The organism is Brevibacillus sp. SYP-B805, assembly GCF_011059135.1.
GTDB lineage: Bacteria > Bacillota > Bacilli > Brevibacillales > Brevibacillaceae > Brevibacillus_F.
On sequence record NZ_JAALGD010000004.1, the window covers coordinates 125,463 to 147,811 of the forward strand.

22 protein-coding genes and 2 pseudogenes are annotated in these 22,349 nt (G+C 51.7%); 10 read left to right on the top strand and 14 right to left on the bottom strand.

From position 1 onward, the window contains the following. Position 1: 1 nt before the first annotated feature. Both G3578_RS06960 and G3578_RS06965 read right to left on the bottom strand, forming a co-directional pair. A complete protein-coding gene (locus tag G3578_RS06960; protein WP_165210571.1) occupies positions 2–1,561 on the bottom strand; it encodes an efflux RND transporter periplasmic adaptor subunit in 1,560 nt (519 codons plus the stop codon). A 95-nt stretch (positions 1,562–1,656) separates the two neighbouring features. Next, positions 1,657–2,064, bottom strand: a complete 408-nt coding sequence (locus G3578_RS06965; protein WP_165210574.1) for a PepSY-associated TM helix domain-containing protein — start codon at positions 2,062–2,064, stop codon at positions 1,657–1,659. A gap of 163 nt (positions 2,065–2,227) precedes the next feature. Between G3578_RS06965 and G3578_RS06970 the strand changes: the two genes are divergently transcribed. The 3 genes from G3578_RS06970 to G3578_RS06980 all read left to right on the top strand — a co-directional run bounded on the left by G3578_RS06970 (position 2,228) and on the right by G3578_RS06980 (position 4,995). Further along, positions 2,228–2,902, top strand: coding sequence for a winged helix-turn-helix domain-containing protein (locus G3578_RS06970; RefSeq protein ID WP_165210577.1), 675 nt, complete (start codon positions 2,228–2,230; stop codon positions 2,900–2,902). Then, on the top strand, positions 2,892–4,313 hold the full coding sequence (locus G3578_RS06975) for an ATP-binding protein (protein WP_241254505.1): 1,422 nt from the start codon (positions 2,892–2,894) through the stop codon (positions 4,311–4,313). The genes G3578_RS06970 and G3578_RS06975 overlap by 11 nt, the downstream gene beginning before the upstream one ends. A 97-nt stretch (positions 4,314–4,410) precedes the next feature. Further along, positions 4,411–4,995, top strand: a complete 585-nt coding sequence (locus tag G3578_RS06980; RefSeq protein WP_165210580.1) for a GNAT family N-acetyltransferase — start codon at positions 4,411–4,413, stop codon at positions 4,993–4,995. An 84-nt stretch (positions 4,996–5,079) separates the two neighbouring features. Here the strand turns inward: G3578_RS06980 and G3578_RS06985 are convergent, their stop codons facing one another. Both G3578_RS06985 and G3578_RS06990 read right to left on the bottom strand, forming a co-directional pair. Beyond that, positions 5,080–5,589, bottom strand: coding sequence for a hypothetical protein (locus tag G3578_RS06985; RefSeq protein WP_165210583.1), 510 nt, complete (start codon positions 5,587–5,589; stop codon positions 5,080–5,082). Positions 5,590–5,711: 122 nt separating this feature from the next. Then, positions 5,712–5,954, bottom strand: a pseudogene (locus G3578_RS06990) (sigma-70 family RNA polymerase sigma factor); the annotation flags it as partial. A gap of 209 nt (positions 5,955–6,163) precedes the next feature. Between G3578_RS06990 and G3578_RS06995 the strand changes: the two are divergent. Continuing rightward, positions 6,164–6,904 carry a DUF3050 domain-containing protein gene (locus G3578_RS06995; protein ID WP_241254506.1) on the top strand — a complete coding sequence of 247 codons (741 nt, stop codon included), beginning with the start codon at positions 6,164–6,166 and terminating at the stop codon, positions 6,902–6,904. Between the two features lie 83 nt (positions 6,905–6,987). On the opposite strand, the gene G3578_RS07000 is transcribed toward G3578_RS06995, so the two are convergent. The 3 genes and pseudogenes from G3578_RS07000 to G3578_RS07010 form a co-directional block, all read right to left on the bottom strand. Further along, positions 6,988–9,108: a heavy metal translocating P-type ATPase gene (locus tag G3578_RS07000; RefSeq protein ID WP_165210592.1), complete on the bottom strand. Its 2,121-nt coding sequence runs from the start codon at positions 9,106–9,108 to the stop codon at positions 6,988–6,990. Then, positions 9,098–9,469: an ArsR/SmtB family transcription factor gene (locus G3578_RS07005; protein WP_165210595.1), complete on the bottom strand. Its 372-nt coding sequence runs from the start codon at positions 9,467–9,469 to the stop codon at positions 9,098–9,100. The genes G3578_RS07000 and G3578_RS07005 overlap by 11 nt, the downstream gene beginning before the upstream one ends. A gap of 186 nt (positions 9,470–9,655) precedes the next feature. Continuing rightward, a pseudogene (locus G3578_RS07010) lies at positions 9,656–9,960 on the bottom strand (SpoVR family protein); the annotation flags it as partial. Positions 9,961–10,060: 100 nt separating this feature from the next. Between G3578_RS07010 and G3578_RS07015 the strand changes: the two are divergent. Together G3578_RS07015 and G3578_RS21280 are read left to right on the top strand one after the other, a co-directional pair. After that, a complete protein-coding gene (locus G3578_RS07015; RefSeq protein ID WP_165210598.1) occupies positions 10,061–11,812 on the top strand; it encodes an ATP-dependent nuclease in 1,752 nt (583 codons plus the stop codon). An 86-nt stretch (positions 11,813–11,898) separates the two neighbouring features. Beyond that, positions 11,899–12,102: a hypothetical protein gene (locus G3578_RS21280; RefSeq protein WP_165210601.1), complete on the top strand. Its 204-nt coding sequence runs from the start codon at positions 11,899–11,901 to the stop codon at positions 12,100–12,102. A gap of 49 nt (positions 12,103–12,151) precedes the next feature. Here G3578_RS21280 and G3578_RS07025 read toward each other — a convergent pair whose 3' ends face one another. Genes G3578_RS07025 through G3578_RS07035 form a run of 3 tightly spaced genes read right to left on the bottom strand, consistent with a single transcriptional unit; the run spans position 12,152 to position 13,447 of the window. Beyond that, positions 12,152–12,550, bottom strand: coding sequence for a YvaD family protein (locus tag G3578_RS07025; RefSeq protein ID WP_165210604.1), 399 nt, complete (start codon positions 12,548–12,550; stop codon positions 12,152–12,154). A 16-nt stretch (positions 12,551–12,566) separates the two neighbouring features. Further along, on the bottom strand, positions 12,567–12,896 hold the full coding sequence (locus tag G3578_RS07030; RefSeq protein ID WP_346773974.1) for a DMT family transporter: 330 nt from the start codon (positions 12,894–12,896) through the stop codon (positions 12,567–12,569). Between the two features lie 5 nt (positions 12,897–12,901). Further along, entirely contained in the window at positions 12,902–13,447 is a 546-nt protein-coding gene (locus G3578_RS07035; RefSeq protein ID WP_165210610.1) for a TetR/AcrR family transcriptional regulator, read from the bottom strand. A gap of 171 nt (positions 13,448–13,618) precedes the next feature. Here G3578_RS07035 and G3578_RS07040 point away from each other — a divergent pair, with 171 nt between their 5' ends. Further along, on the top strand, positions 13,619–14,191 hold the full coding sequence (locus G3578_RS07040; RefSeq protein WP_165210613.1) for a hypothetical protein: 573 nt from the start codon (positions 13,619–13,621) through the stop codon (positions 14,189–14,191). 364 nt (positions 14,192–14,555) lie between these two features. Beyond that, the gene (locus tag G3578_RS07045) at positions 14,556–15,224 is read left to right on the top strand and encodes a CPBP family intramembrane glutamic endopeptidase (protein WP_165210616.1); all 669 of its coding nucleotides are present in this window, start codon (positions 14,556–14,558) and stop codon (positions 15,222–15,224) included. A gap of 165 nt (positions 15,225–15,389) precedes the next feature. On the opposite strand, the gene G3578_RS07050 is transcribed toward G3578_RS07045, so the two are convergent. Then, a complete protein-coding gene (locus tag G3578_RS07050; RefSeq protein ID WP_165210619.1) occupies positions 15,390–16,808 on the bottom strand; it encodes a SpoVR family protein in 1,419 nt (472 codons plus the stop codon). A gap of 210 nt (positions 16,809–17,018) precedes the next feature. Continuing rightward, a complete protein-coding gene (locus G3578_RS07055) occupies positions 17,019–18,170 on the bottom strand; it encodes a hypothetical protein (RefSeq protein ID WP_165210622.1) in 1,152 nt (383 codons plus the stop codon). A 519-nt stretch (positions 18,171–18,689) separates the two neighbouring features. On the opposite strand from G3578_RS07055, the gene G3578_RS07060 reads away from it, so the two are divergent. Both G3578_RS07060 and G3578_RS07065 read left to right on the top strand, forming a co-directional pair. Next, complete coding sequence (locus tag G3578_RS07060) at positions 18,690–19,064, top strand: DUF423 domain-containing protein (RefSeq protein ID WP_165210625.1); 375 nt, start codon at positions 18,690–18,692, stop codon at positions 19,062–19,064. A gap of 65 nt (positions 19,065–19,129) precedes the next feature. Next, the gene (locus G3578_RS07065; protein WP_241254507.1) at positions 19,130–19,984 is read left to right on the top strand and encodes an arylamine N-acetyltransferase; all 855 of its coding nucleotides are present in this window, start codon (positions 19,130–19,132) and stop codon (positions 19,982–19,984) included. Positions 19,985–20,005: 21 nt separating this feature from the next. Here G3578_RS07065 and G3578_RS07070 read toward each other — a convergent pair whose 3' ends face one another. Both G3578_RS07070 and G3578_RS07075 read right to left on the bottom strand, forming a co-directional pair. Further along, the gene (locus G3578_RS07070) at positions 20,006–20,413 is read right to left on the bottom strand and encodes a DoxX family protein (RefSeq protein ID WP_165210628.1); all 408 of its coding nucleotides are present in this window, start codon (positions 20,411–20,413) and stop codon (positions 20,006–20,008) included. 73 nt (positions 20,414–20,486) lie between these two features. Beyond that, positions 20,487–22,265 (bottom strand): M3 family oligoendopeptidase, encoded by a 1,779-nt coding sequence (locus tag G3578_RS07075; protein WP_165210631.1) that lies wholly within the window; start codon positions 22,263–22,265, stop codon positions 20,487–20,489. Between the last annotated feature and the right edge of the window lie 84 nt (positions 22,266–22,349).

Sequence of the window (22,349 nt, forward strand, 5' to 3'; positions counted from 1 at the left end):
GCTATCTCCCCCTTCTCGACCCGCCGCCTTGCACACCCATAACCGGTCCTCCCATCCCCTGACCGCCAAAACCCGGGAATCCGCCCATCCCGTTTGTCTGTCCCCGGTTGGAAGACGTTGACGAAGAGGGATTCAACATCATGACAATCTGATCCCCTTCGTTTAATCCGGAGGTGATTTCCACCTTGTCGGAAGCGTAGTAACCGATCGTGACCGGCTGGAAGCGATAGGGGAGCGCATTTTTTCCTTCTCCCGCCGCCGCTGAATCGGAAGAGCCATTAACCGCTACATACACGCCGTCCCTGCCGTTCTGGGTCTTTAAAGCCGCCGGTGGAACAACCAGCACATTGCGATGGGTTCCCACCTCAATGGTGATATTGACGGTCATGCCGGTTTTGAGCAGATTCTCCTTGTTGTCAACCGACAGAAGAACCTGGTACGTCGTGACGCCTGACTCCGTCTTTGCCTCCGGATATACGAGCGTCACCTTTCCGGTAAATTCCTTGTCGCTGTAAGAGTTCGAGGTGAAGGTAGCCGATAGGCCTTCTTTTACTTTCCCGATATCGCTTTCACTGATGTCCGCCAGCACCTCCAGATTGCCGGAGTCGGAATTATCCATTTCGATAAACGGGCTGGAAGGGACTTCCCCCACATTGCCGTTTACGGTAACAATCACGCCATCCATGGGCGCCTTGACGGTTAACTCCTGCAACGCCTTTTGCGCGGACATCAGCTGGGCTTCGGCCTGCACCACGGATGCCTGGGCCGACTGGACGGTTGCGGCGTCCGGGCCCGCTTTTGCGTCATTCAGTGCCTGCACAGCCGTCTCATAGGCTGCCTGCGCCTGCTCCACCGTGCTGCCGGCTTGCCCCTGTGCCTGATTGTGCTGCAGCACGGCGTTGTCATAGGCGATCTGGGCATCGTCCAGGCTCGCTTTGGCTTGATCAAATTCATTTTTGGAGATAAACCCCTGTTCATAGAGGGTTTTCTGGGTGTTGTAGGTTTTTTGAGCCGTTTGCAGCGCCGCTTTGGCCTTTTCCAAATCGTTGCGCGCCTTTTGGGTGTCGTATCCGCTTTTCGCCGTCTCCAACGCTGCCTTCGCCTGATTCACGTTTGCTTCGAGCGTTTTCATTTCCGCCGCGGTCTTCTTCTTTGTCGCCTCGGCCAACTTCGCCCGGGCGGAAGCGAGATTGGCTTCCGCCTCCTTCAGCTGGACTTTGGCCTTTGTATCGTCCAGCGTGGCCAGCACCTGACCTGCCTTGACGTGGTCTCCCACTTTGACATAGAGCGCGGTGATCGCTTCCCCGCCGCTGGGAGCGGCGAGAGAGACCCGCTTGGAGGCCTGCACCGTCCCCGATGCCGATACCGTTTCGGTCACATCGCCCCGCTTGACGGTTTGAACCCGCACCATCGCGGCTGCGCTCGGGGAAGTGAACCATGTCTGGTACGCCCATACCCCCGAGCCTGCAAGGAGGAGACCACTCAGTGCGATGATCATGATCCTCTTCTTGTTTTTCCGATTGATGAAAGGGATGCGACTGTCCTTTTCCACCTCAAGCATATTGCGCTTCCTCCTACGATTCGTTTGCTTGCTGGTACCTACAGTATCTGGGAATGGTGAAAATACGGTGAAAATCGGGGACGGGGGAGGAGGATTCAAGCCCCCCGCTGTCTGCGGATGCGTTGGGCCCGCAGCGTTTGGATGGAAAGATAGATGCCGGTCGATGTCAGGATGATCATGGCGATGGCGGACAGATCGGCCAGCCATGTCAGATCCATGCCGCCGATGCGGCCTTCATGCAGCTGGTGCACGATGCCCATGAGACCGTTCGCTCCTTGTGCCCCTCTCATCATCGGCCGCCCGTTCTCCGCTCCCGAAGCGGCGCGGTCGTCACCGGCGAAGCCTTCGGTGGCGGCAACCGTCTGTGGAGCCCTCATCTCCCTTTTCCCTTCCATGCCCATCAGCCACGGCTCCGACAACAGCAAGCCCGTGATGGCTTCCACCAGGATGATGACGGAGCAGAATAATCCGATCCATAGATGCAATTGACGAGCCTTTTTCATTGCCAACCTTCCTTTGCTTGTGGGTGATGTCTGGAACGACTTATACTGTAGGCATGAATGATGAAAAAACGATGAAAATCAATCGGAGACATCTTTCATTTCTTTTTCACCAAACGCGTGTATCATGGGAGAACCGAGAACGTGTGGAAAAGGAGTGTGGCCCGTGAATCTGCTGCTGGCGGAAGATGATGTTCGGCTCGGTGAGCTGGTCGTTCATCTGTTGAAGAAAAAAGGGGGGCATCAAGTCGAGTGGTTGACCAGGGGGGACGACGTGTTCGATTATGCGATGCAGGGCCATTATGACCTGCTGATCCTGGATTGGATGCTGCCGGGGGAAGATGGCGTCAGCATAGCCAGCCGTCTGCGCAAAGAGGGCTATGCCGGAGCGATTCTCATGTTAACGGCAAAAGACGCCCTGCAAGACCGGGTCATGGGATTGGATGCAGGGGCCGATGATTACCTGGTGAAGCCGTTTGAGGTTGATGAGCTCCTGGCCCGGATACGCGCGCTGACACGCCGCAATTTTGCTCCCATTCAGGAGCAAATCGTGGTGATCCACAACATTGCGATCAACCTGACCAACCGCACCGTCTTTCACGGTGAGCAGGAAATCCAGCTCACCCCGCGGGAATATCAATTGCTGGAACTGCTGATTCGCAACAGGGGACAAGTGCTGTCGCGGGAGGTTATCTACGACCGCATCTGGGGGTTGGATGCCGATGTGTCGATGAAGACGATCGACGCGACGGTGAAATTGCTGCGCAAGAAGCTGCACGGGAACAGCGAGAATGACATCATTCAAAGCGTCCGCGGGGTGGGATACAAACTTGAAATTTGATGAGTGGATATCACGCATTCGCACCTGGAAAACCGATATGTTTGTCCTCACGCAAAATCGGCTGGCCTTGCAGTACAGCGTCCTGCTGATGATCTTTCTCACGCTGTTTATCACGATTGTGTATCTGCTGGTGGATGCGATGGTTTCCTTTGAACAGGAAAGACAGCTGCAATCCAACGCCGACCTGGCCGCCATGGTGATCACCGAATCCCTGCGCGACCACGCGATTACCAAGCAGGAACTGGATTACCTGTCCACCACACAGGAAAGCGGGAAACCGTATTTCTACTATATGGTGAAGCCGGACGGGCAGCTGCTGTTCGGGGATGAATTCTTTCACCGCTTGCGGCCCCAGTTCTTGCAGCTGGTAAAGGGGTGGAACCCGGGCATTCGCGAGATCCGGTATGAAAGCTTGGTGACCCCTCCTCCCCGGGTAGGGGGACACCGCCCGCCGCCGGGAGGGCGCGAGTTGGTGCTGATGATGACGGGAAGAGCCATTTTCCAGGGAGATCAGCTGGCAGGGTTTTTTTATACAGGAAGGGATGTGTCGTTTACCTTTGAACTCACGCACAATCTGCTGATCGTGCTGGTTGTGTTGGGCATTCTGTTTCTGGGCATCGCCATGCTGCTCAGCTTTTACATGTCCAAGCGGGCCATGATTCCCATCCGGCGCTCCTTCCAGCGGCAAAGAGAGTTTGCGGCGGATGCGTCCCACGAGTTGAGGACTCCCCTCAGCATTTTGCACTCCTCGCTGGATGTTCTGGAGATGGAAGAAGGGGAAAAGCTCTCGGCATTTTCCCGCAATGTCTTGGTTACGATGAAGGATGAAGTGAGGCGGATGACCAAGCTGGTGAGCGATTTATTGACGCTGGCCCGTTCGGATTCAGGAACCCCGGATCTGCAGATGGAAAGCTTTGATGTGATTCCATCCGTGGAGCAGATGGTTCGTTCGATGCAAACCCTGGCCCAAGCGAAGGAGATCGTCCTCAACATGCAGGCACCCGCCAAGGCGGTGATGCAGGGCGACCCTGAACGCTTCAAGCAGTTGCTCTATATCTTGCTGGATAACGCCATTAAGTACACGCCAAACGGAGGGGAAGTGAAGCTGTCCCTTGCCGTTGAATCGGCTGACAAACACCCCTGTCTGCGCATCGTCGTTCAGGACACAGGGATCGGCATCCCACCGGAGGAGCAGGACCGCATCTTTGACCGGTTTTACCGGGTCGATAAAAACAGATCCAGGGATATGGGAGGGACAGGGCTGGGCCTCGCCATCGCCAAATGGATTGCAGAAGCCCATCATGGATCAATTCAGGTCTCCAGCACGCCAGGAAAAGGCAGCACCTTTACCGTTACGATCCCTATCAATCAGCCAAGAACGTCCCGTTCGCCCCATTCCCATTCTATTTAGCCGCATCCGTTGCTAGCGGGCAGTTTAGTTAAAGAAGGAAGATAATACCAAAAGGCAGAAAACGACAAGTAAATAGGCTCTTGGGGGATGTGCGAAGATGAAAATGGAGGATATCTATCACAATTTGCCCACACTCGAAACGGAAAGGCTTACCCTTCGTAAATTTACCCTTGATGATGCGCGAGATGTGTATCATTATGCTTCCGTACCAGTCGTATCAAGGTTTGTACCTTGGGAAACACATCAATCCATGGAAGACTCATATCATTTTATCAACGCTATCCTAAAGCAATATGATGAGGGAAAGTTAGCTCCTTGGGCAATTGAGTTAAAACAGAATAAGAAAGTAATCGGCTCAATTGATTTTGTGGCGTGGTTTCCTCATCATTTTCGGGCAGAAATAGGCTTTATTCTATCAAGTGAGTATTGGGGTATGGGTTTGATGGTAGAAGCAGCCACTAAGGTTATTCAATTTGGCTTTGAAAAAATGGACTTAAACAAAATCGAAGCATCTTGTATGGTTGAGAATGTTCAATCGCAAAGGGTTCTGCAAAAATTGGGAATGAGATTAGAAGGAATTTCCAGACAAAAATACTTTATCAAAGGAAAGTTTCGTGATATGGCCAATTATTCCATCCTGAAATCAGAATATGGGGTAATGATAAAATCTTCATCACCTTAAGCTGGATACCGGGAGAAACGCTGAAGGCAGGCATCACAAGGATGTCTGCCTCCATTTGTCTCTTTCGCGCAAGAAACGCTGATACTATGGAATGGGAATAACCAACGGCTCTTTTTCTTCAGTCTTGTGCGGGGGAGCCGGGTAATGTGTATAAACAAGCTCCCCTTTTTGACTTACTGGAACTTTTGGAAATTGAGCAATGTAGGCATATCTGTCAATGCTTGCACGTACAGGAACGTCGATTCTCGCATGCTGCCGTCCGCTATCATCCAGGATAATGAAGTTTTGCAGTTGGTCTAACGGATTTTCTACCTCATAATGAACGAAGATGCCACTAGCTTGTATGTCAATCTTTGATATCTTCACTTTTCCATGCTTACCTGTAAACGCAATCGGCTGCTTTGGAAGTGGGATCTGCACCCGCTTACTTGGCGACGCGTCTTCAAAGTAAAATCTTGGAAATAATTGTAGGGACGAGATATTCGGTGACGTTGCAAATCTGAGTTCAAACACTTTCTGCTGTTGCTGCATTTCCAGCGGGTTCACCTGCTGCAGGACATCCATCCCATCCAATACCTGTCCTTGCTGATCCATACCGACAATCTCATGGTCATTCACGGGAAGATCCTTGCCTTTCAGTTGGATGGTCGTCGATACGGGGGTCTTGCGGACATAACCGATCGTAACCGGCCAAGTCCCTATGTAGCCGCCTGTTTCCGCAGATGCTTTTTGGCTTCATTCACTGCGATTCGATAAATCCATGTATGAATCTGACTTTCTCCACGAAAAGAACCCATATTCCGGTAGACTTTAACAAAAGTCTCCTGGGTTATGTCTTCCGCTGTAACGCGGTCTTTTGTCATCAGATAGACCATGTGGAGGATCTTCTCCCCATATTCTCTCATGTATATCTCCAGCCTAGCTTCTTTGGTGAGAGCTAACGCTAACGTTTCATCCATGGGTAAAACTTTTCCTCCTTTGGCATTTCTCCACTAGATCAGATCCCAAACGGAGGATTTTGTTCCACATCAACCGACCGATCTTGTTAGTTTGAAATAGCGAAGCGCCTCCGTTTTTCTCCCGCCGTCAATATGGACGCCGCTTCGCTCTCTGTGCCATAATAGGAACGATACTTCGCGGGGTCCATCCGCCAGGAAAGGAAATGAACATGATGAACAACATACGCAGGATTCGCGAAGAACTGTTGCAGCACCCTGTTTACCGGACGGTCAACACGCCCGAGCGCGTCCGCATCTTTATGCAGCACCACGTGTTTGCTGTGTGGGACTTTATGAGCCTTTTGAAACGGCTGCAGCGCGACCTGACCTGCACGGACGTGCCCTGGGTTCCCGGCCGGCACGCACAGTACGCCCGCTTCATCAACGAGATCGTGCTGGGCGAGGAGACCGATGAAGACGGTCGGGGCGGCTATGCCAGCCACTTCGAACTCTACCTGGAAGCGATGAAAGAGTGCGGAGCGGATACGGTTCCCATCGAGCGCTTCCTGGCCGATCTGCAGGCCGGGCGCGACCCCCTCACGGCGCTGCGAGCCGCAGAAGTGCCGGAATCGGTCATTCGCTTCGTCCGCCAGACGCTGGAGCTGGCGCAAAATGGCGGGACTCATGAAGTATGCGCCGCCTTCTTCTTCGGACGGGAAGACATCATTCCGGACATGTTCCAGGTGCTCGTCGACGAACTGAACAGAAGCGGCCAATCGACAGACCGGCTGGTCTACTACCTGCAGCGGCATATCGAACTGGATGGTGACGAACACGGCCCGCTGGCGGAAAGGCTGCTCACGGCTCTGTGCGAAGACTCCCCCGAGAAACAGGCTGAGGCAGCGCGCACCGCTGAACAGTCGCTGCGCGCCCGCATCGAATTGTGGAACGGGGTGCTGGCAGCACTATAGCCCTCATATGTTTTGAGTGGAATACACGTCGCTGAATAAAAAATGCCCTCCCACGGATGCTGTGATCCAGGAGGGCTTTGTTTTCACCCTTTCACTCTCAGGAGCCTGAGGCTGTTCAGTGTGACGATCAAGGTTGCACCCATATCGGCTAAAATCGCAAGCCACAAGGTGAGCCAGCCAGGAACGATCAAAAGGAGGGCAAGTAGTTTGATGCCCAGTGAGAATGAGAGGTTCTGCTTGATGATTGCCAGCGTTTTTCGGCTCAATTTGATCGTGTAAGAAAGTTTGCCCAAATCATCCGCCATTAAGGCAATGTCAGCCGTTTCAAGCGCCGTGTCCGTCCCCGCTCCTCCCATGGCGATACCAACTGTGGCGGCAGCAAGAGCAGGAGCGTCATTTATTCCGTCTCCGACCATCGCGACGCTGCCATAATCGTTACGAAGCTTTTTGATGTAATCCAGTTTGTCTTCTGGCAGCAATTCCGCTTTTACTTCGGCAACACCCAGCCTACGTCCGATGGCTTCAGCGGTCGCACGGTTATCGCCTGTAAGCATGATCGTTTTTTTGATACCAAGGTCATGCAGTTTTTGAATCACGTCTTGACTGGAATCACGCACTTCATCAGCAACCGCGATCAGGGCAAGAATTTCTTTGTTCGTTCCAAGGACCATGACGGTTTTTCCTTGCTTTTGCCATTCTTCGATCTTGTTCATCATCTCTTGGCTTAGGTTCGACACATTCAATTCGGCAAACAATTTGGGACTGCCGATGTAGTACAGCTCCCCTTTGACTTTGGCTTTTACCCCTTTGCCTGTAATGGCCTGGAACTCTTCTACTTCTAGTGACAAGTCAACGTTTTCCTTTTCTGCCTTGCGAACGATTGCCGAAGCCAGTGGATGCTGGGATCCCTTTTCGATAACGCCTGCGATACCTAGCAATTCTTTGGGGTCTTTTTCTCCAAGGGGAATGAAATCCGTAACCGCAGGAACCCCTTTTGTCAATGTTCCCGTCTTATCAAAGGCGACAGCAGACAACCGCCCTGCCTCCTCCAGATGAATCCCCCCCTTGATCAGGACGCCGTTCCTTGCTGCATTTCCGATTGCCGTTACGATCGATACAGGAGTGGAGATCACCAACGCGCACGGGCATCCAACGACGAGTAACGCCAGTCCCCTGTAAATCCATTCCCCCCAGTTTCCCCCCAAGAGAAGCGGAGGAACAACGGCAATGCCAAGCGCCAAGATCATAATGGCTGGCGTGTAATACTTCGCAAACCTGTCAACAAACGCTTGGGACGGCGCGCGTTCCGCCTGCGCTTCTTCTACCAGATGAATGATCTTGGAGATCGTCGTATCCTCAACCCGTTTTGTTACTTTGACTTCAAGAAGACCCTCTTCGTTCAGGGTACCTGCAAACACTTCATCACCTACGGTTTTTGCGACAGGTACAGATTCCCCTGTAACAGCAGCTTGATTGACGGTGGATGTTCCTTTAATCACAACCCCATCCATCGCAAGTTTCTGTCCTGGTTTGACGATCATCATGTCGCCAACCTGAATGTCGTCCACATGTACCATCAGCTCTTCGTTGCCGCGACGAATCAGCGCTTCTTTCGGGGCGATGTCCATCAAGGAGCGAATGGACTGCCGCGCCTTTTCCATGGAGTAACGCTCCAACCCTTCGCTGATGGCAAACAGGATCACCACCGTTGCCCCTTCCCCCCATTCGCCTATCGCAGCAGCCCCCAAGACGGCGACGGTCATGAGGGTGTTCATATCAAATTGAAGACGGATCAGGTTTTTCATCCCTTTGTTGAAAAGCCCGTAGCCGCCAATGAGAATCGAGGCGGCATAGACGATGGCGGTAAGCGTGTGTTCTTCCCCGAATCGCTGACCCAACAGGTATCCAGCGAGCAATAGGATCGCTGAAAGGACCGCTTTCCCGTGCGTTTTCCAGAACGGTTCCTTCCTGGCTTCCACGCGTTCGTTTTCGGGGGTGATCTTCAGATTTTCAAAAGCACCTGCCTTTTCCAGTTCCTCAATGGTTGCTTCTCCATAAACGGTAACCTTTGACGCGCCAAAATTGACGCGTGCATCTTTAACCCCTGGCAGGTTTTTGACGTTTTTTTCAAACCTAGCTGCACAACTGGTGCAGCTAAACCCTTGAACTCGATATACGTTTTTCTGCTCGGCATTACCTGTCATGGATAACAACCTCCCGGCTATGGGTGGAAGCCAACTCGATCAGTTGACGCACATGATCATCTTCCAACGAGTAGAAAACCAGTTTCCCTTCTTTGCGGTATCTTGCTAGTCCCAGTTGTTTCAACATCCGCAGATGGTGTGAAGCCGTTGCGATCGAAGACCCGATGATGTTGGCCACATCACATACGCAGAGTTCATGCTCTTGGCACAATGCGTATGCGATCTTCATTCGGGTATCGTCCGCGAGAGCCTTAAACATCTTCGCCATGGTTTGTATGTCCTGTTGTTGAAGCGCATGCTGCACACGGCGTACCTTTGATTCGTCATAACAATAAATCTCACATGTATCTTTCTCTTTCATGGTTCCCACCCCTATATTCAAACATCCATTTGATTATAATCTTACAGCCTGTTTTTCATTCAGTCAAATATTCATTTGAATAAATGGACATCGTAAGCCAAATCAACGTAAAAAACCCCAAACAGATTTGACTCTGCTTGGGGTTCTAAACCGATCATCCCGTCACAAAAACCTCCGATGCACCATCTCGGTCAGGTAATTGCCGATGAAACTGGTGTCCGAGTCCAACTCGCGCACCTCAAATATCTTGGCTCTGCCCTGGCCGGGCTGGTGGCCGAAGCGTTCCCGTTCTTCCTTCGTCGGATTGTCCCACCGCTGTTCGATGTCTTCAAAAAAATTTTCAACCCCAGGTGGTAGGGATTGATGCTGGTGGGGGAGGGCTGGATTACGGAAGCGTGCAGCTTGGCGAACTCGATCGTCTCGTCTTCCGTCAGTTCCATTTCGCGCAAGATGCAGCAGTGCCAATAGGAAGCCCAGCCTTCGTTTCGCAAAGGTGCTTATTATTTAATTCAACGACATGGAGGTTTTTGGTAATATTTGTAGAATTTTATCAGAAATCTTAAAAAACGGATAAAAGGATGTGTAATGGAGATGAAATTAAGTAGGATTACCATTAAGAACTTTAGAAGGATTGAATTCGCTGATATTCACCTATCACCAACCACTTTCATCATTGGGCCGAACAATATCGGAAAAACAACGATAATTAAGGCCATCGACGCGTTACTGTCACTTAGTAATGACAAGGTAAAACCCGAAGATTATCGGATCCTCCCTGATGGAAATCGGACAGATACGATTGAAATCTGTGGTTATTTTACAGGAATTGATCCAGCTACCGCTAATAGTAGGGGTTTTAAGGGAAGAGTCATTGACGGAACATACATTTACAAAAAGACATTTAGTATTCTTTCCAGTAATCCTGAAATAAGTACTGTTCAATACGACTACAAAATTTCTGATAAATTTAAACATGTTACTAAATGGAGCCATCTTATTGATCTGGGATATTCCGAACAGGACCTAAAGGAAATATTGGAAACCTCAAGGCCGAGAAATGACACGCTACCAAGTGGCTGGGAGCTGAAAATTGATGGAGCAGTCGAATGGGATTTTGACTCTGACCCCAAAGAGGTTAAAAATCCAGGAGGAATTCCGCAAATTGTGGCTTCAAAGTTGCCACGTTTAATTCACATTCCCTCCTATACAAACGTCAGCGATATTGGAAAAGCAGACAGCAAAACATTGTTGGGAGAGTGTTTGGGGATCTTATTTGATGATTTATTAAGTCAAAGTGAACTGGCCGCAGGGATCCAAAGTAATCTGGAGTTACTTCAGAAAGAAATGTCATTAGAAACCGAGGGATCAATGATCTTCGACCTTTGTCAACAAGTGAACAACGTGATTAATGAAGTATTCCCAAATTGTGGAATAAAAATTTCCCCTTCATTAAAAGAGTTATCAAGCGTATTAAAACCGCAATACACTGTCGAAATGTATTCAAATGTAAATACGGATGCAGAAAGACAAGGAACTGGATTAGTAAGAACAGGAATATTCGCAATGTTAAGGTACCACTCTCACTTGAAATTGGCGGAAAGTCTAAGCTCCCGACCGTTGCTTGTCGCTTTTGAAGAACCAGAAATTTATCTGCATCCTTCAGCGGCTAATTTGCTTCGGGATACGATCTATTCCTTAGGTGAGTCGGATCAAATAATTTGTACAACCCATTCGCCTTGGATGATTGATTTGTCCAAGGATTGGCAATCACTAACGAAGCTTTATCTGAACAGTGAAAACTTTACAAATGCTATCAATTACGGCCTTTCCGAAGCAACGCGTGATTTACAAGCAGATGAACGTGAATATTTAAACATGATAAAAACGTTTGATGATGAATTGTCAAGAATTTTCTTCGCGGAAAAATGCGTAGTTGTGGAAGGTGATTCAGAAGTAATTGCAATAAAAAATGCTTTAAAATGGCTGAATCCAGAAGTAAGGAAAGAAATACTATCTAAGGTCCAGATCGTCAAAGCACGAGGAAAAGCGGCCATTATCCCTGTTGTTAAGTACCTAAAAACCTTACAAATCCCTTTCCATGTTATCCATGATAAAGATAGTGGAACTGAAGGAGCCGAACGTTTTAATCAGCCGATCTTGGCCGCAGTTGGAGATCCAGAGAAAATTTCCGTTCTGGAGGAATGTTTAGAAAATTGTCTCGGCTACGAGGCACCAACATCGAACAAACCTTATCGAACATATGTTGAAACTTCTAAATGGACTTGCTATGAAGATATCCCTGAAACTTGGACAAATGTATTAAAAAAAGCTCTTGGTTTTTAATAAGTAAACAGTTTATATGCACCCTTGTAGATTATATCTCCATGGGTACTGTTTCTTTATATTTCCCGCCGCAGGATAACGGGCATGTGGTCATGGATGTCCGCCACAATTTCGTTGGTTGCGTGGTGATGATGGTGCAGGTGCTTACCTTGCGACCGTTGGGAACCGTCCACGAGTCGTACAAGCCGGTCACCGCTCTTGAGTATGACCCGCATGGGCTGCTTTCCTTTGGCCGTCGCTTTCCACTCGAAGAATCGATCACAAACCCAAAATCCGAGGATTTCACTTGAACGAGCAGCGGAACGGCTAAGAACGGAAGCGCGGCTTGCCGCCGGCCGCCTAATGCACGCGAGGGGTTCGCTTCTGCAGCAGCCGGGGAATGAAATACAAGGGGTAAATCAACAGGAACCCGTTGGGAATCCACCAGACGAGATCGATGTCACACCGGATGGCCCAAAACGCGATTGCCTGCAAACCGGAAACGAACGTCAGCACCAGGGAGATCAGGGCGACGTCGCGCCAGAGGGAACGGTTGTTGGCGTGCAGCCAGAGGCTGGCGAATCCGGTCAGGGAGATGATCAGGTCCAAGGGGAAAAACGACCAGTTCCAGGAGACCAAAATCGGGTTCGTATAATCCTGATACAAGTACTCAACGGGAATCAGCTGAAAAAACGTTACGAACCAGTAAATCAGAAACCCCGCATCCGTGATCCAGAAGAAGTATTTGAGGCTGCCCAAGTCCTCCTCCCTCCCTTCACGCCGCCGGACTTTTGAAGAGCTGCAGCACGACGGTGCCGGCAATGATCAAGAGAATGCCGACGACCCGGGCCGCCGTGAGCGACTCGTTCCACAGCCAGATCCCGATGGCCACCGTGACGGCAGTGCCCAGGCCTGACCAGATGGCGTATGCGATGCCGAGCGGGATGTGCTTCAAGGCGAGGGATAATAGGTAAAAGGAAGAGGCGTAGCCGACGACCACGAACAGGCTCGGCCACAGTCTGCTGAACCCCTCCGACATTTTCAGCGCGGTGGTTCCCGTAACTTCCGCCGCGATGGCCAGCAACAGCAGCAAAAACGTCTTCACCATCATCACTCCCCAGAAAGCTTGAGCAGTGTGTGAAAAATCTTCGTCCGAAGCTCTTGATCGGGCGGAGCCAGATCAAACAGCTCGGCAAACCACAGACCGTCGGCAGCAAGGCGGACCACCGATGCCAGCGCGGGATCGATCCCATCGTCCTCCACGCTCGCCTGCCATTCCTGGTAGCGGGAACGAAGCGGTTCCAAAAGATCGGGATTGGTGGCGATGGCCGCGAGCAATCCGGCGCTCATCTCCCGTTCCTGCTGGCTGGAGTCAAAGGTGGTCCGCACGTAGGCGCGTACCCATTTTCCGGGCGGGTCGGTTTCCTGGGACGTCTCCCTGGCGATTCGGTTGCTGTAATCATCCAGCAGGTGCTCTACCATTCCCTGGATCAGCGCCTCCTTGGAAGGAAAGTGATACAACAGCCCACCCTTGCTCATCCCAGCAGCGGCAGCCACGGCGTCGAGCGTCAGCTCAGCGACCCCTTGGCGCCGGACCAGCCGGCACGCTGCATCCAACAGTACTTCACGAGTGGGTGTTTGTTTGCGTGTGGTCATGGCGTTAACCTCATTTCTAGTTATTGACAATTTTACTATACCGTCTGGACGGTACAGTAGTCAACCGAAAAAAGAAACGGGCGCGGGGACGCAACAGCGCTCATCTTCCTTCCCCCTCGCAGAAGTGGTATATTTTTCTTATCTAGTAATATTTTTCACCGGGAGGATAGCATGAACAGGTTTCCCTCTGAGAGAGACGATATACAAGAACTAATAAAGAATATTGAATGGAGTGAAGCAAAAGTTAGAAAACTTGTTGAGCTTGAAAATGTAGAGTACAAGGTTAATAAAAAGCCGATAAATCTAGGATGTTTTGGTCACTATGTCTTGTTTACTATTTTCTTGATGGGTATTTGTGAACTATCCCTTATTTTTCCGGAGATAACGAAATTTGTTTATGAAAACGAGTATGCTCTTATAATCTTCATCTTTGCATACATGATTATTATCTTTCTTTTGAATCGATACTTCATCTTCATAAAGAAAACCTTGAAAATGGATAAGTTGAAGAGCATTCCAGCTGAACGCGAAAAATTGATTGTTGAATTAACCTTACACTCAGTTATTCCGCTAGATTATTGGCATCCAGACATGTTAGATCGTCTAAAAATGTATTTAGTAAACAAACGAGCTGATAATCTTAAAGAAGCATTGAATCTTCTTGAGGAAGAGATACGCCATAATGAGACAATGCGCCAACTTAAAGCGATTGGTAGAAGGATTCGAAGACTTACCATTGACTAAGGCGGGAACTCCCTCGCCTTTTTTCCATTGTTAAGCCGACTTCTTCCGCAGTTCGTTGCACGACGGGCAAAAATCGAATCCCCCTGGAACTGTAGTTGCGCAATCTTTGCATATTTCGTTGTCACAAGTCTCATGTATCCGCCGATCATTCGCTGGTCAGGTCTTCGCTGCGCGCGCATTGGTTATCAAAGTCCATCAATATTTCCCTTAGCGCGTCTGCAGGATCGGTTGAGATCGGGCCGGTTCCAGCAGGAATATGTGGTGTATAGGTCATTAATTTTTCACACACCGTTCTTTCCTTCCTAGATTTCACGGAAAAATATGGTATATTTAAAAAATCATAATAATGAGAGGTATCTACTTCATGAATTCATGGTCCCTAAAACAAAAAACACTCGCTGCAATCGCTCCTGCTCTGGTACTTTCACAAATTGTCATCTTTCAATTTTTGGTCCATTTTTTTGGGGATACTTGGGGATATTTACTCGGTTATGTCGTCTACTGGTTAATTTGGTGCATACCCGTATCCCTTATATTCCTCAAAAAAAACCTTTTACGACTGTGTCGCTTACCCAAGGGCATATACAATAAAACACATTGGATCTCCGCCTCCTTAGTAGCCCTGCCAGCATTAGCAACCGGACTGGCCGTATTCCCTCGTTATGCACCTTCTGCCGGCTGGGAGGTCGTTCTGCTTGCATTGTTTTTTGCTATGATCAATGCTCCAATAGAGGAACTTTTTTGGCGTGGTGTATTTCCATCTGTTTTTCCAAAAAGCTTTTGGCTCGGCTTTTTGTACCCCACATTTTGTTTCGGAGCATGGCATCTGGCTCCCGCTTTGGCCAAAGAGTCCGGGATGGATGGGGGCATTCTTGGCTTTGTAGGCGGTGCTTATTTTATGGGTCTAGTCTGGGGATGGTATTCCCACCGCTACAAGACCATTCTTCCGTCCACCGTGTCTCATGTGCTGACCAATCTGTTTGCATTCACCGGCTTTTTATACGTCAATTGGTTCGCTTCATCCCACATTTGATTGTCTTTTATGTCCCAAACCCGAAATTTACGCATCGAAGATCCCCCATTTAACATTAATTCCTTGTAGCATATCCATTCTGTTTAAGAATCCGGAAAGGAACCGCATAACGTGAAAAGAGACAAGGGTTATCGCCTTGTCTCTTTTCTTGCGGGCTTGCATCCGTCACAAAAACCTCCGATGCACCTTCTTCCCGTCATAGGTGAACAATACCGGCCGATCTTCCACGATCGTCTCCAGATGGACGGATTTGCCCCACAGGGTGTACACGTACGGCATTGTCTTCTCCACATACTTCACGTCCAGCTCCAGCCCATCGTAATGATGCTTCAGATACAGCTCTCCGGCACGCAGGTAATCGCCGTCCTGGACGGTAAAATACGGGAAACCGCCGTTGATCCGCGATTGTACCAGCCCGTCGCGCACCTGCTCCCAGGCTTTGTCGGTCACCACCCAGTCGGCTCCCTGCTTGCCGAACATGTAGAGATCCAGCTTGTTGACCAGATCCTCGGTCAGGTAATTGCGGATGAAACTGGTGTCCGAGTCCAGCTCGCGCACCTCAAATATCTTGGCTCTGCCCTGGCCGGGCTGGCGGCCGAATCGTTCCCGTTCTTCCTTCGTCGGATTGTCCCACCGCTGTTCGATGTCTTCGAAAATTTTCAACCCCAGGTAGTATGGATTGATGCTGGTGGGGGAGGGCTGGATGACGGAGGCGTGCAGCTTGGCGAACTCGATCGTCTCGTCTTCCGTCAGTTCCATTTCGCGCAAGATGCGGCAGTGCCAATACGACGCCCAGCCTTCGTTCATGATCTTGGTCTCCAACTGCGGCCAGAAGTAGAGCATCTCGTCGCGAATGATCGTCAGAATATCGCGCTGCCATTCCTCCAATCCGGTGGCATGCTCCTGGATGAACAACAGCAGATCCTTGACCGGCTCCGACGGAAAGCGGCGGGGCGCCTTGCTCTGCCCGTTCTCCGTTTCATCCCGGGTGTCTTCCAGCCGCCACAGGTCGTCGTAAGGTGTCCGTCTCTTCGCCTTCACCGGCTTTTCTTCCTCTTCCCGCTTCCCGTGCAGCTTCGGCCGCAGGAGGCTCGGGTCGATATGCTCCTGAATAGACAGGCACGCATCCAGGAAGTTCTCTACCTCCTCCTTGCCGTGTTTGATCTCATACTGCCTGATTCGCTCCGAGCTGGCCGCCATGCTCTCCACCATGTCCCGGTTGGTATTGGCGAACCGGACATTGTTTTTGAAAAAATCGCAGTGGGCTAGGACATGGGCGACGATCAGCTTGTTCTGGATCAGGCTGTTGCCGTCCAACAGAAAGGCGTAGCAGGGATTGGAGTTGATCACCAGCTCGTAGATTTTGCTTAAATTCAGGTCATACGACAGCTTCATGCGGTAGAAGGATTTGCCAAAGCTCCAGTGGGAGAAACGCGTCGGCATGCCGTAGGCGCCGAACGTGTAAATGATGTCGGCCGGGCAGATCTCATAGCGCATGGGGTAAAAATCAAGGCCGAACCCTTTGGCAATCTCGGTGATCTCGTCAATGGCGCGCTCCAACTGCGCTTGCTCGTCGTGTTTCATGAAGGCTTCCCCCCGATCAATAGCGTGGACCGTGTATCGAGTCTCTTACTATCCATGTATATGGCCGGGGGAAAAAAAGACGACAGGGATTCTCACGTTCCTCGCCCATAGACGGGAGGATGGCCTGGGCACTGTACTTGGCGCAAAAATTTTGCCGCGTTCGCTTAGGGACAGCACAACACGGGCATGATGCAGAATCGGGGAAGTTGTCTACGGAATCTTTGGAAGCGAAACCTCCCAATGAGTGGGGTACCACCTTGGGATGCTTTTCAGCTGAAGCGTATAAGTACCTGAGAGGTTGTTCAAATCCGGGAAGCTGAGCGTTTGGCGCAATTCCCACAGCTTGTTGTCATTTAACCTGGAGATTTCCTCATCTTCCTGATGTTGAATCACAGATTCGTAGACACGCCCCTGCGAATCAACCAATCGCCATTGGTAAACATGAGGTTCCTTTATCTTACCCGTGATTTCCAGTGTCGCCATGCGGTCCTTTCCGACCTGCTTCATCTGCAGATGAGCAGCGGTGAAGGTATCCCCTTCATACTCTTGGGTAACTGACCCTTGTTTCAATAACCCGGACAAACTCATCTGCAAATCTGCCGGCTCGACAATCGTGAGTCCATCCAGCACAAATCGCAGGTTCTCTCGATGTATCGGGACGAATGTCTCCTGGAACTCCTTCCTCCCTCCATCCACCGGGTCTGTGGTCGAATAGGAAGAGATCACATTCAGCCAATCATCAACTCCCTCTTTTTGGACCACGACGTTGCCTGCCTGATCCAATATCCGATAAGAGAAGGCATAGTTCCCCAGGAGAAGTTTCCGATCATCGTTTGTTCCTTTCATCTGCCTGATCAGATTTTGGATGCGCGTCTCCGCTTCCTTTTTCCAGTCAGTTCCAATCGTTAATCGAATAGCGCTGGGTGAATAGGAAATTTTCACCAAATCAAACGACAGACCTTTTTCGGCTGTAAATTGTTGACCGATCGGCAACTGCTTCGTGGCGGCCATTGCCTTCTGCATATCGACGGGAACCGTTACATGCCATTTCCCCTGTTTTGCCGGATGGTTCACGGATGAGATGGCGGAAATCTCAAAATGGACGATTGCCTGCTCTGCTGCCTTGGATAAGACAAATTGGTAATACCCGTATTCATCCCCCTTGTAGAATCGATACGGCCATTCCGCCAGCTTTTGTCCTTGAGCATCGGTCACATACATTTTTCCGTGAAGATAGTCCGCCGATCTTGTGCCATCTTCCCTTTCGACGTAATAGCTGAGCATCAGCCTGTTGGGATCGGCAAAAAGACGAGATCCACGCCGCAAACGTAGGGGAGACATAACTGCCAACAGAACCGACAATCACCATCAAGGCCACCATGGCGAGTGCAAGGATGTTTCGTTGGGGAAATGTTCGCGAGGCAGGTACGTTCTGTGACAGGATCGTTTCTTCTTCCAGCCTGATGCGCATTTTCTCTTTAAATTGTTGTCGTTCAAAGGGCGGCTCCTTAAATAGATGCTTTCCATTCTGCAGCAGCTTCTCCATGTTCATCCCTCCCAATCAGACGTTTCAGCTTTTCCCTCCCGCGGGCTAACCTTGATTTGACGGTTCCTTTGGGAATCGCCAGGATGTGCGCGATTTCAACTCCTCCCTGTTCCCATTTCACCTGTACTATGCCGTTCATTGGCGCTTGGTTCCGTTTTCTGCAAAATTTTACTTCTTCCCTTCCCCCATTGATACGATTGCATGAAAAAAAGCTGCCGCTCTTCTTTCGGCAACCCGGGGCAGGCGATATGCATATCGGCTTGTTTCGATGAACGAACAGATCGGTTACAATAGGAGCGTACATACTTGGACTCAAGGAAAAGGAGGTTATTGCCGTGCGTGTCTTGTTGCTGTTAGGCAGCCTGAGCGGATTCCTTTCTGTGGCGCTCGGCGCATTTGCGGCTCACGGGCTGAAGCCCAGGCTTTCCGAATACCAGCTCTCCATCTTCCAAACCGGCGTTCACTATCAGGCGATTCACGCGATTGCCCTGATTCTTGCAGCCATTCTGCTGAAGGTGACCCCTGCCGGCTCCGCCCTCCATTGGGCCGGTTGGTGCTTTTTTGCGGGAATCCTGTTCTTTTCGGGCAGTCTGTATGCCCTCGCCCTGACCGGGATCAAGGTGCTGGGCGCGATCACGCCGATCGGCGGCGTTCTGTTCCTCGCGGGGTGGCTGCTGCTGGCCTACCACGCCTGGACACAGGTATCGTAGCGAGGCAAGGCGGAGAAGGGTTGGAATCAAAGAAAGGGAAAACGCATGTAACGGGAGGGGTCGCATTGAAAGAGATACCTGCATGGGCACACGGTTATCTGGAACTGATGGGGTTGACCGCCCAACCAGCCACCTATGCCTTCCTGTCGGCCATATGTCGTGCCCATCTGCACACGTTCGCTTTTGAAAACATCAGCAAGCTGCTGTATTATCGGGACCGGCAGCAAAACGGCTTCGTGATCCCGCCTGTGGAGGTATTTGTGGAGCAGCGTGCCCGTCATCACTTCGGCGGCACCTGCTTTACGCTGAACTCCCGCCTGCATCAGCTGCTGGCGGCGCTGGGATTCGACGCCCGGCTGGTGAAGCTGGGGAAAGACCATATGGGGATCGTCGTTGAAGTGCCGGAGTTCCCCGGCGAAAGGCTCTATGTGGATTGCGGAGCAGCGGCCCCCTTTTTCCGGCCGGTACGGTTCGAACGGGAGGAAGCTGATGTGGCCGCGTTCGGCACAGATGAAGTGCGGATTGTTCCCGACCAAGAGGAACCGGGACAATACCGGTTCATCCGCTATCGGAGGGGCGAGATTGTCAGCCAGGAATGGACGTTTTCTCCCGACCAGGGGCGGTCGTTCGCCGAATTTGAACCCATCATTGAGGAATCAAACCGGCCGGGCACCTTCTTCATGTCCAGCCTGCGCTGCCAGCTCTGGCAAACCCAATACAACCGGTCGATCTCCCTTGTGAACAACATGCTGACGATTCGTACGGCAGATGGGGAGGAGCACAAGCAAACCCTGCAGAGCATCGAAGAAATCGAAGGCGTTCTGGCGGATGAGTTTGGGCTGCCGCTGCTGCCGGTACGGGAAGCAGTGGAGGTGCTGGCGTCATTAGGGACGGATATTTTTGCCGACGAGAAGAAATGAACCCCGAAAAGGAAGGCGCGTTTACATTTTTTTGATCGTCTTGGAGAGAACCGGTTTCGGGATTACGTTCTGACGCTCTTCTGTCAAGGCAAGGTAGGTGGAGACGGCCAGCAGGATGAGGTCAAATTCGTAGCCGGCCGTTTCCCCGTTTCCCAACAGTCCGAAGGCAAACTTCACCTTCACGATGGCCCCCGCCATAATCACCGCAAAGGCAGCCGCCACGTAGCGGACGCCCCACCCGACCATCATCGCGATCCCGCCGATGAGTTCAACACCGGCCACCGCATAGGCGAGCACCCCGGGAAGGCCCAGGTGCTGAAAATGCTCGGCCACCTGCTCCAGACCCGTCCGCCATTTGGCCGCGCCATGGGCGAAAAAAATCAGGCCGAGCACATTTCGCAGGATCAGAACAGCAACCATTCGGCGCATGACAACCCCCTCCTTGTCCTTTAGTAGTACCGTATGCGGACAAGGGGAAGAAGATGCGCCGAAAACCCCTCTCTTACGATGCCGTCAAGCGCAGGAATTCCTCAATGTCTGCCACGGCCAGATCGACCGCCGACTGCCAGAACTCCGTCTTGGCGATATCCACTCCCAAATGGCGTTTGGCCAATTCTTCCACCGTCAGCCGACCCGTGTCGCGCAGGAGCGCCACGTATTTTTCCTCGAAAGCCGCCCCTTCCTCCAGGCTGCGGGCATACAGACTCAGGCTGAACAGATAGCCGAATGTATACGGAAAGTTGTAAAACGGATAACTTGTGATGTAGAAATGGAGCTTGGATGCCCAGAAGTGCGGTTCATAGGCGGCCAGCGCATCGCAAAACGCGGTCCTTTGGGCCTCTTCCATCAACTGGTTCAGGCGGGCGACGGCGACCAGCCCGTTTTTGCGTTCCTCGTAGAAGCGGCGCTCGAAGAGATAACGGGCCTGAATGTTCATGAAGTACGCGACGGTCTGCTGCACCTTGTCTTCCAGCAGGGCGATCCGTTCCTCCCGAGTGGCCGCCTGCTTGACCGAGGCGTCCGCCACGATCATCTCGGCAAAGGTGGAGGCCGTCTCCGCCACGTTCATCGCATAGTTCTGGGCCATCGGCGGCAGGCCGCTCATCACATGCTGGTGGAAGGCGTGGCCCAGCTCATGAGCCAGCGTGGATACATTGGAGGCATTGCCCGCATATGTCATGAAAATGCGCGACTGCCCGCTCACAGGAAAACTGGTGCAGAAGCCGCCGGGACGTTTGCCGGGGCGATCCTCCGCTTCCACCCAGCCTTCGGCGAATGCCGTGGCTGCCAGTTCGCGCAGCTTCGGACTGAAGCGGCCGAAGTGCTCCAGGATAAAGGCCGCCGCTTCCTCATAAGGGATGTGTCTGCTCACGCTGCCGATGGGCGCGGCGACATCAAACCAGCTGAGCTTCTCCACGCCCAGGAGCTTCGCTTTCCGCTGCAAATAGGCGACCAGCCGGTCCTTGCGCCGATCGATCGCTTCCCACATGGCATTCAGGGTCTGTTCGGTCATCCGGTTCAGATCCAACGGCTCCCTGATCACCGACTCCCAACCGCGGTGACGGTACAACTGCAGGCGGTATCCTCCGAGATGATTAAGCGCCTGGGCGCACAGATCCGCTTCCTTCGCCCATGCTTCCGTCCATTTGGCAAACACGCGCGCCCGCACGTCACGGTCAGGATGATGCATCAGGTTGGCCGCCTGCCCGACCGACAGCTGCTGAACCTTGCCGTCATGCTCCACTTCCACCGTGATGCGTCCAACCACCACATTGTACAGATCCTGCCAGCCGTGATACCCGTCCACGGCCAAATCGTTGGCCAGCACCTCCACATCGGGCGGCAGCTTTTCCTTGGCCCGTCTGCGGCGTTCCTCCAGCGGAAAGGCGATCGGCACATGCGCATCCCTCTGCAACAGCGCCTGCCATTCCGCGTCGGGAATCCGCAGCAGCTGCTCTTCCCACTTGGTCAGCGCGGAATGAAAGGCCGCCCCGATCGTTTTCACCCGGCCGCTGGCAAGTACGGCATTTTCATCCTTCACGTTTTGGGCGGACAGACATGACGCAAACGATCCCGCCTGCTTCAGGCGAACCGCGATGTGCTGAATCTCGGCGATCAAGGCGCTCTGCGTGTCGAGGTCTGTTTTCCCCTGCGCGATCCCTTCGCGCAGCTTGGCAATATCCTTTTCCAATTGATCCAGATAGGCGGCGAAAGCTGGCGACGTGCTTCCTCCGGCGAAAAATACATCCAGATCCCAGGTTTGCGGCAACTGTTTTTCCATGATATCCCTCCCCAGGCCCATTGTACCCCATCGGGAATACAGGAAAAAGACCGGACATGGCGTCCGGTCCCTGGGGTGCGGGAG

Excerpts from the sequence above, each read along its gene's own strand:
- G3578_RS07050 (WP_165210619.1), bottom strand. The coding sequence starts at position 16,808 with ATGAAACACGACGAGCAAGCGCAGTTGGAGCGCGCCATTGACGAGATC.
- G3578_RS06960 (WP_165210571.1), bottom strand. The coding sequence starts at position 1,561 with ATGCTTGAGGTGGAAAAGGACAGTCGCATCCCTTTCATCAATCGGAAA.
- G3578_RS06985 (WP_165210583.1), bottom strand. The coding sequence starts at position 5,589 with ATGGATCAGCAAGGACAGGTATTGGATGGGATGGATGTCCTGCAGCAG.
- G3578_RS07070 (WP_165210628.1), bottom strand. The coding sequence starts at position 20,413 with ATGCGCCGAATGGTTGCTGTTCTGATCCTGCGAAATGTGCTCGGCCTG.
- G3578_RS07040 (WP_165210613.1), top strand. The coding sequence starts at position 13,619 with ATGAACAGGTTTCCCTCTGAGAGAGACGATATACAAGAACTAATAAAG.
- G3578_RS07000 (WP_165210592.1), bottom strand. The coding sequence starts at position 9,108 with ATGACAGGTAATGCCGAGCAGAAAAACGTATATCGAGTTCAAGGGTTT.
- G3578_RS07075 (WP_165210631.1), bottom strand. The coding sequence starts at position 22,265 with ATGGAAAAACAGTTGCCGCAAACCTGGGATCTGGATGTATTTTTCGCC.
- G3578_RS07035 (WP_165210610.1), bottom strand. The coding sequence starts at position 13,447 with ATGACCACACGCAAACAAACACCCACTCGTGAAGTACTGTTGGATGCA.
- G3578_RS07005 (WP_165210595.1), bottom strand. The coding sequence starts at position 9,469 with ATGAAAGAGAAAGATACATGTGAGATTTATTGTTATGACGAATCAAAG.
- G3578_RS07045 (WP_165210616.1), top strand. The coding sequence starts at position 14,556 with ATGAATTCATGGTCCCTAAAACAAAAAACACTCGCTGCAATCGCTCCT.
- G3578_RS06965 (WP_165210574.1), bottom strand. The coding sequence starts at position 2,064 with ATGAAAAAGGCTCGTCAATTGCATCTATGGATCGGATTATTCTGCTCC.
- G3578_RS06995 (WP_241254506.1), top strand. The coding sequence starts at position 6,164 with ATGATGAACAACATACGCAGGATTCGCGAAGAACTGTTGCAGCACCCT.
- G3578_RS07015 (WP_165210598.1), top strand. The coding sequence starts at position 10,061 with ATGAAATTAAGTAGGATTACCATTAAGAACTTTAGAAGGATTGAATTC.
- G3578_RS06980 (WP_165210580.1), top strand. The coding sequence starts at position 4,411 with ATGAAAATGGAGGATATCTATCACAATTTGCCCACACTCGAAACGGAA.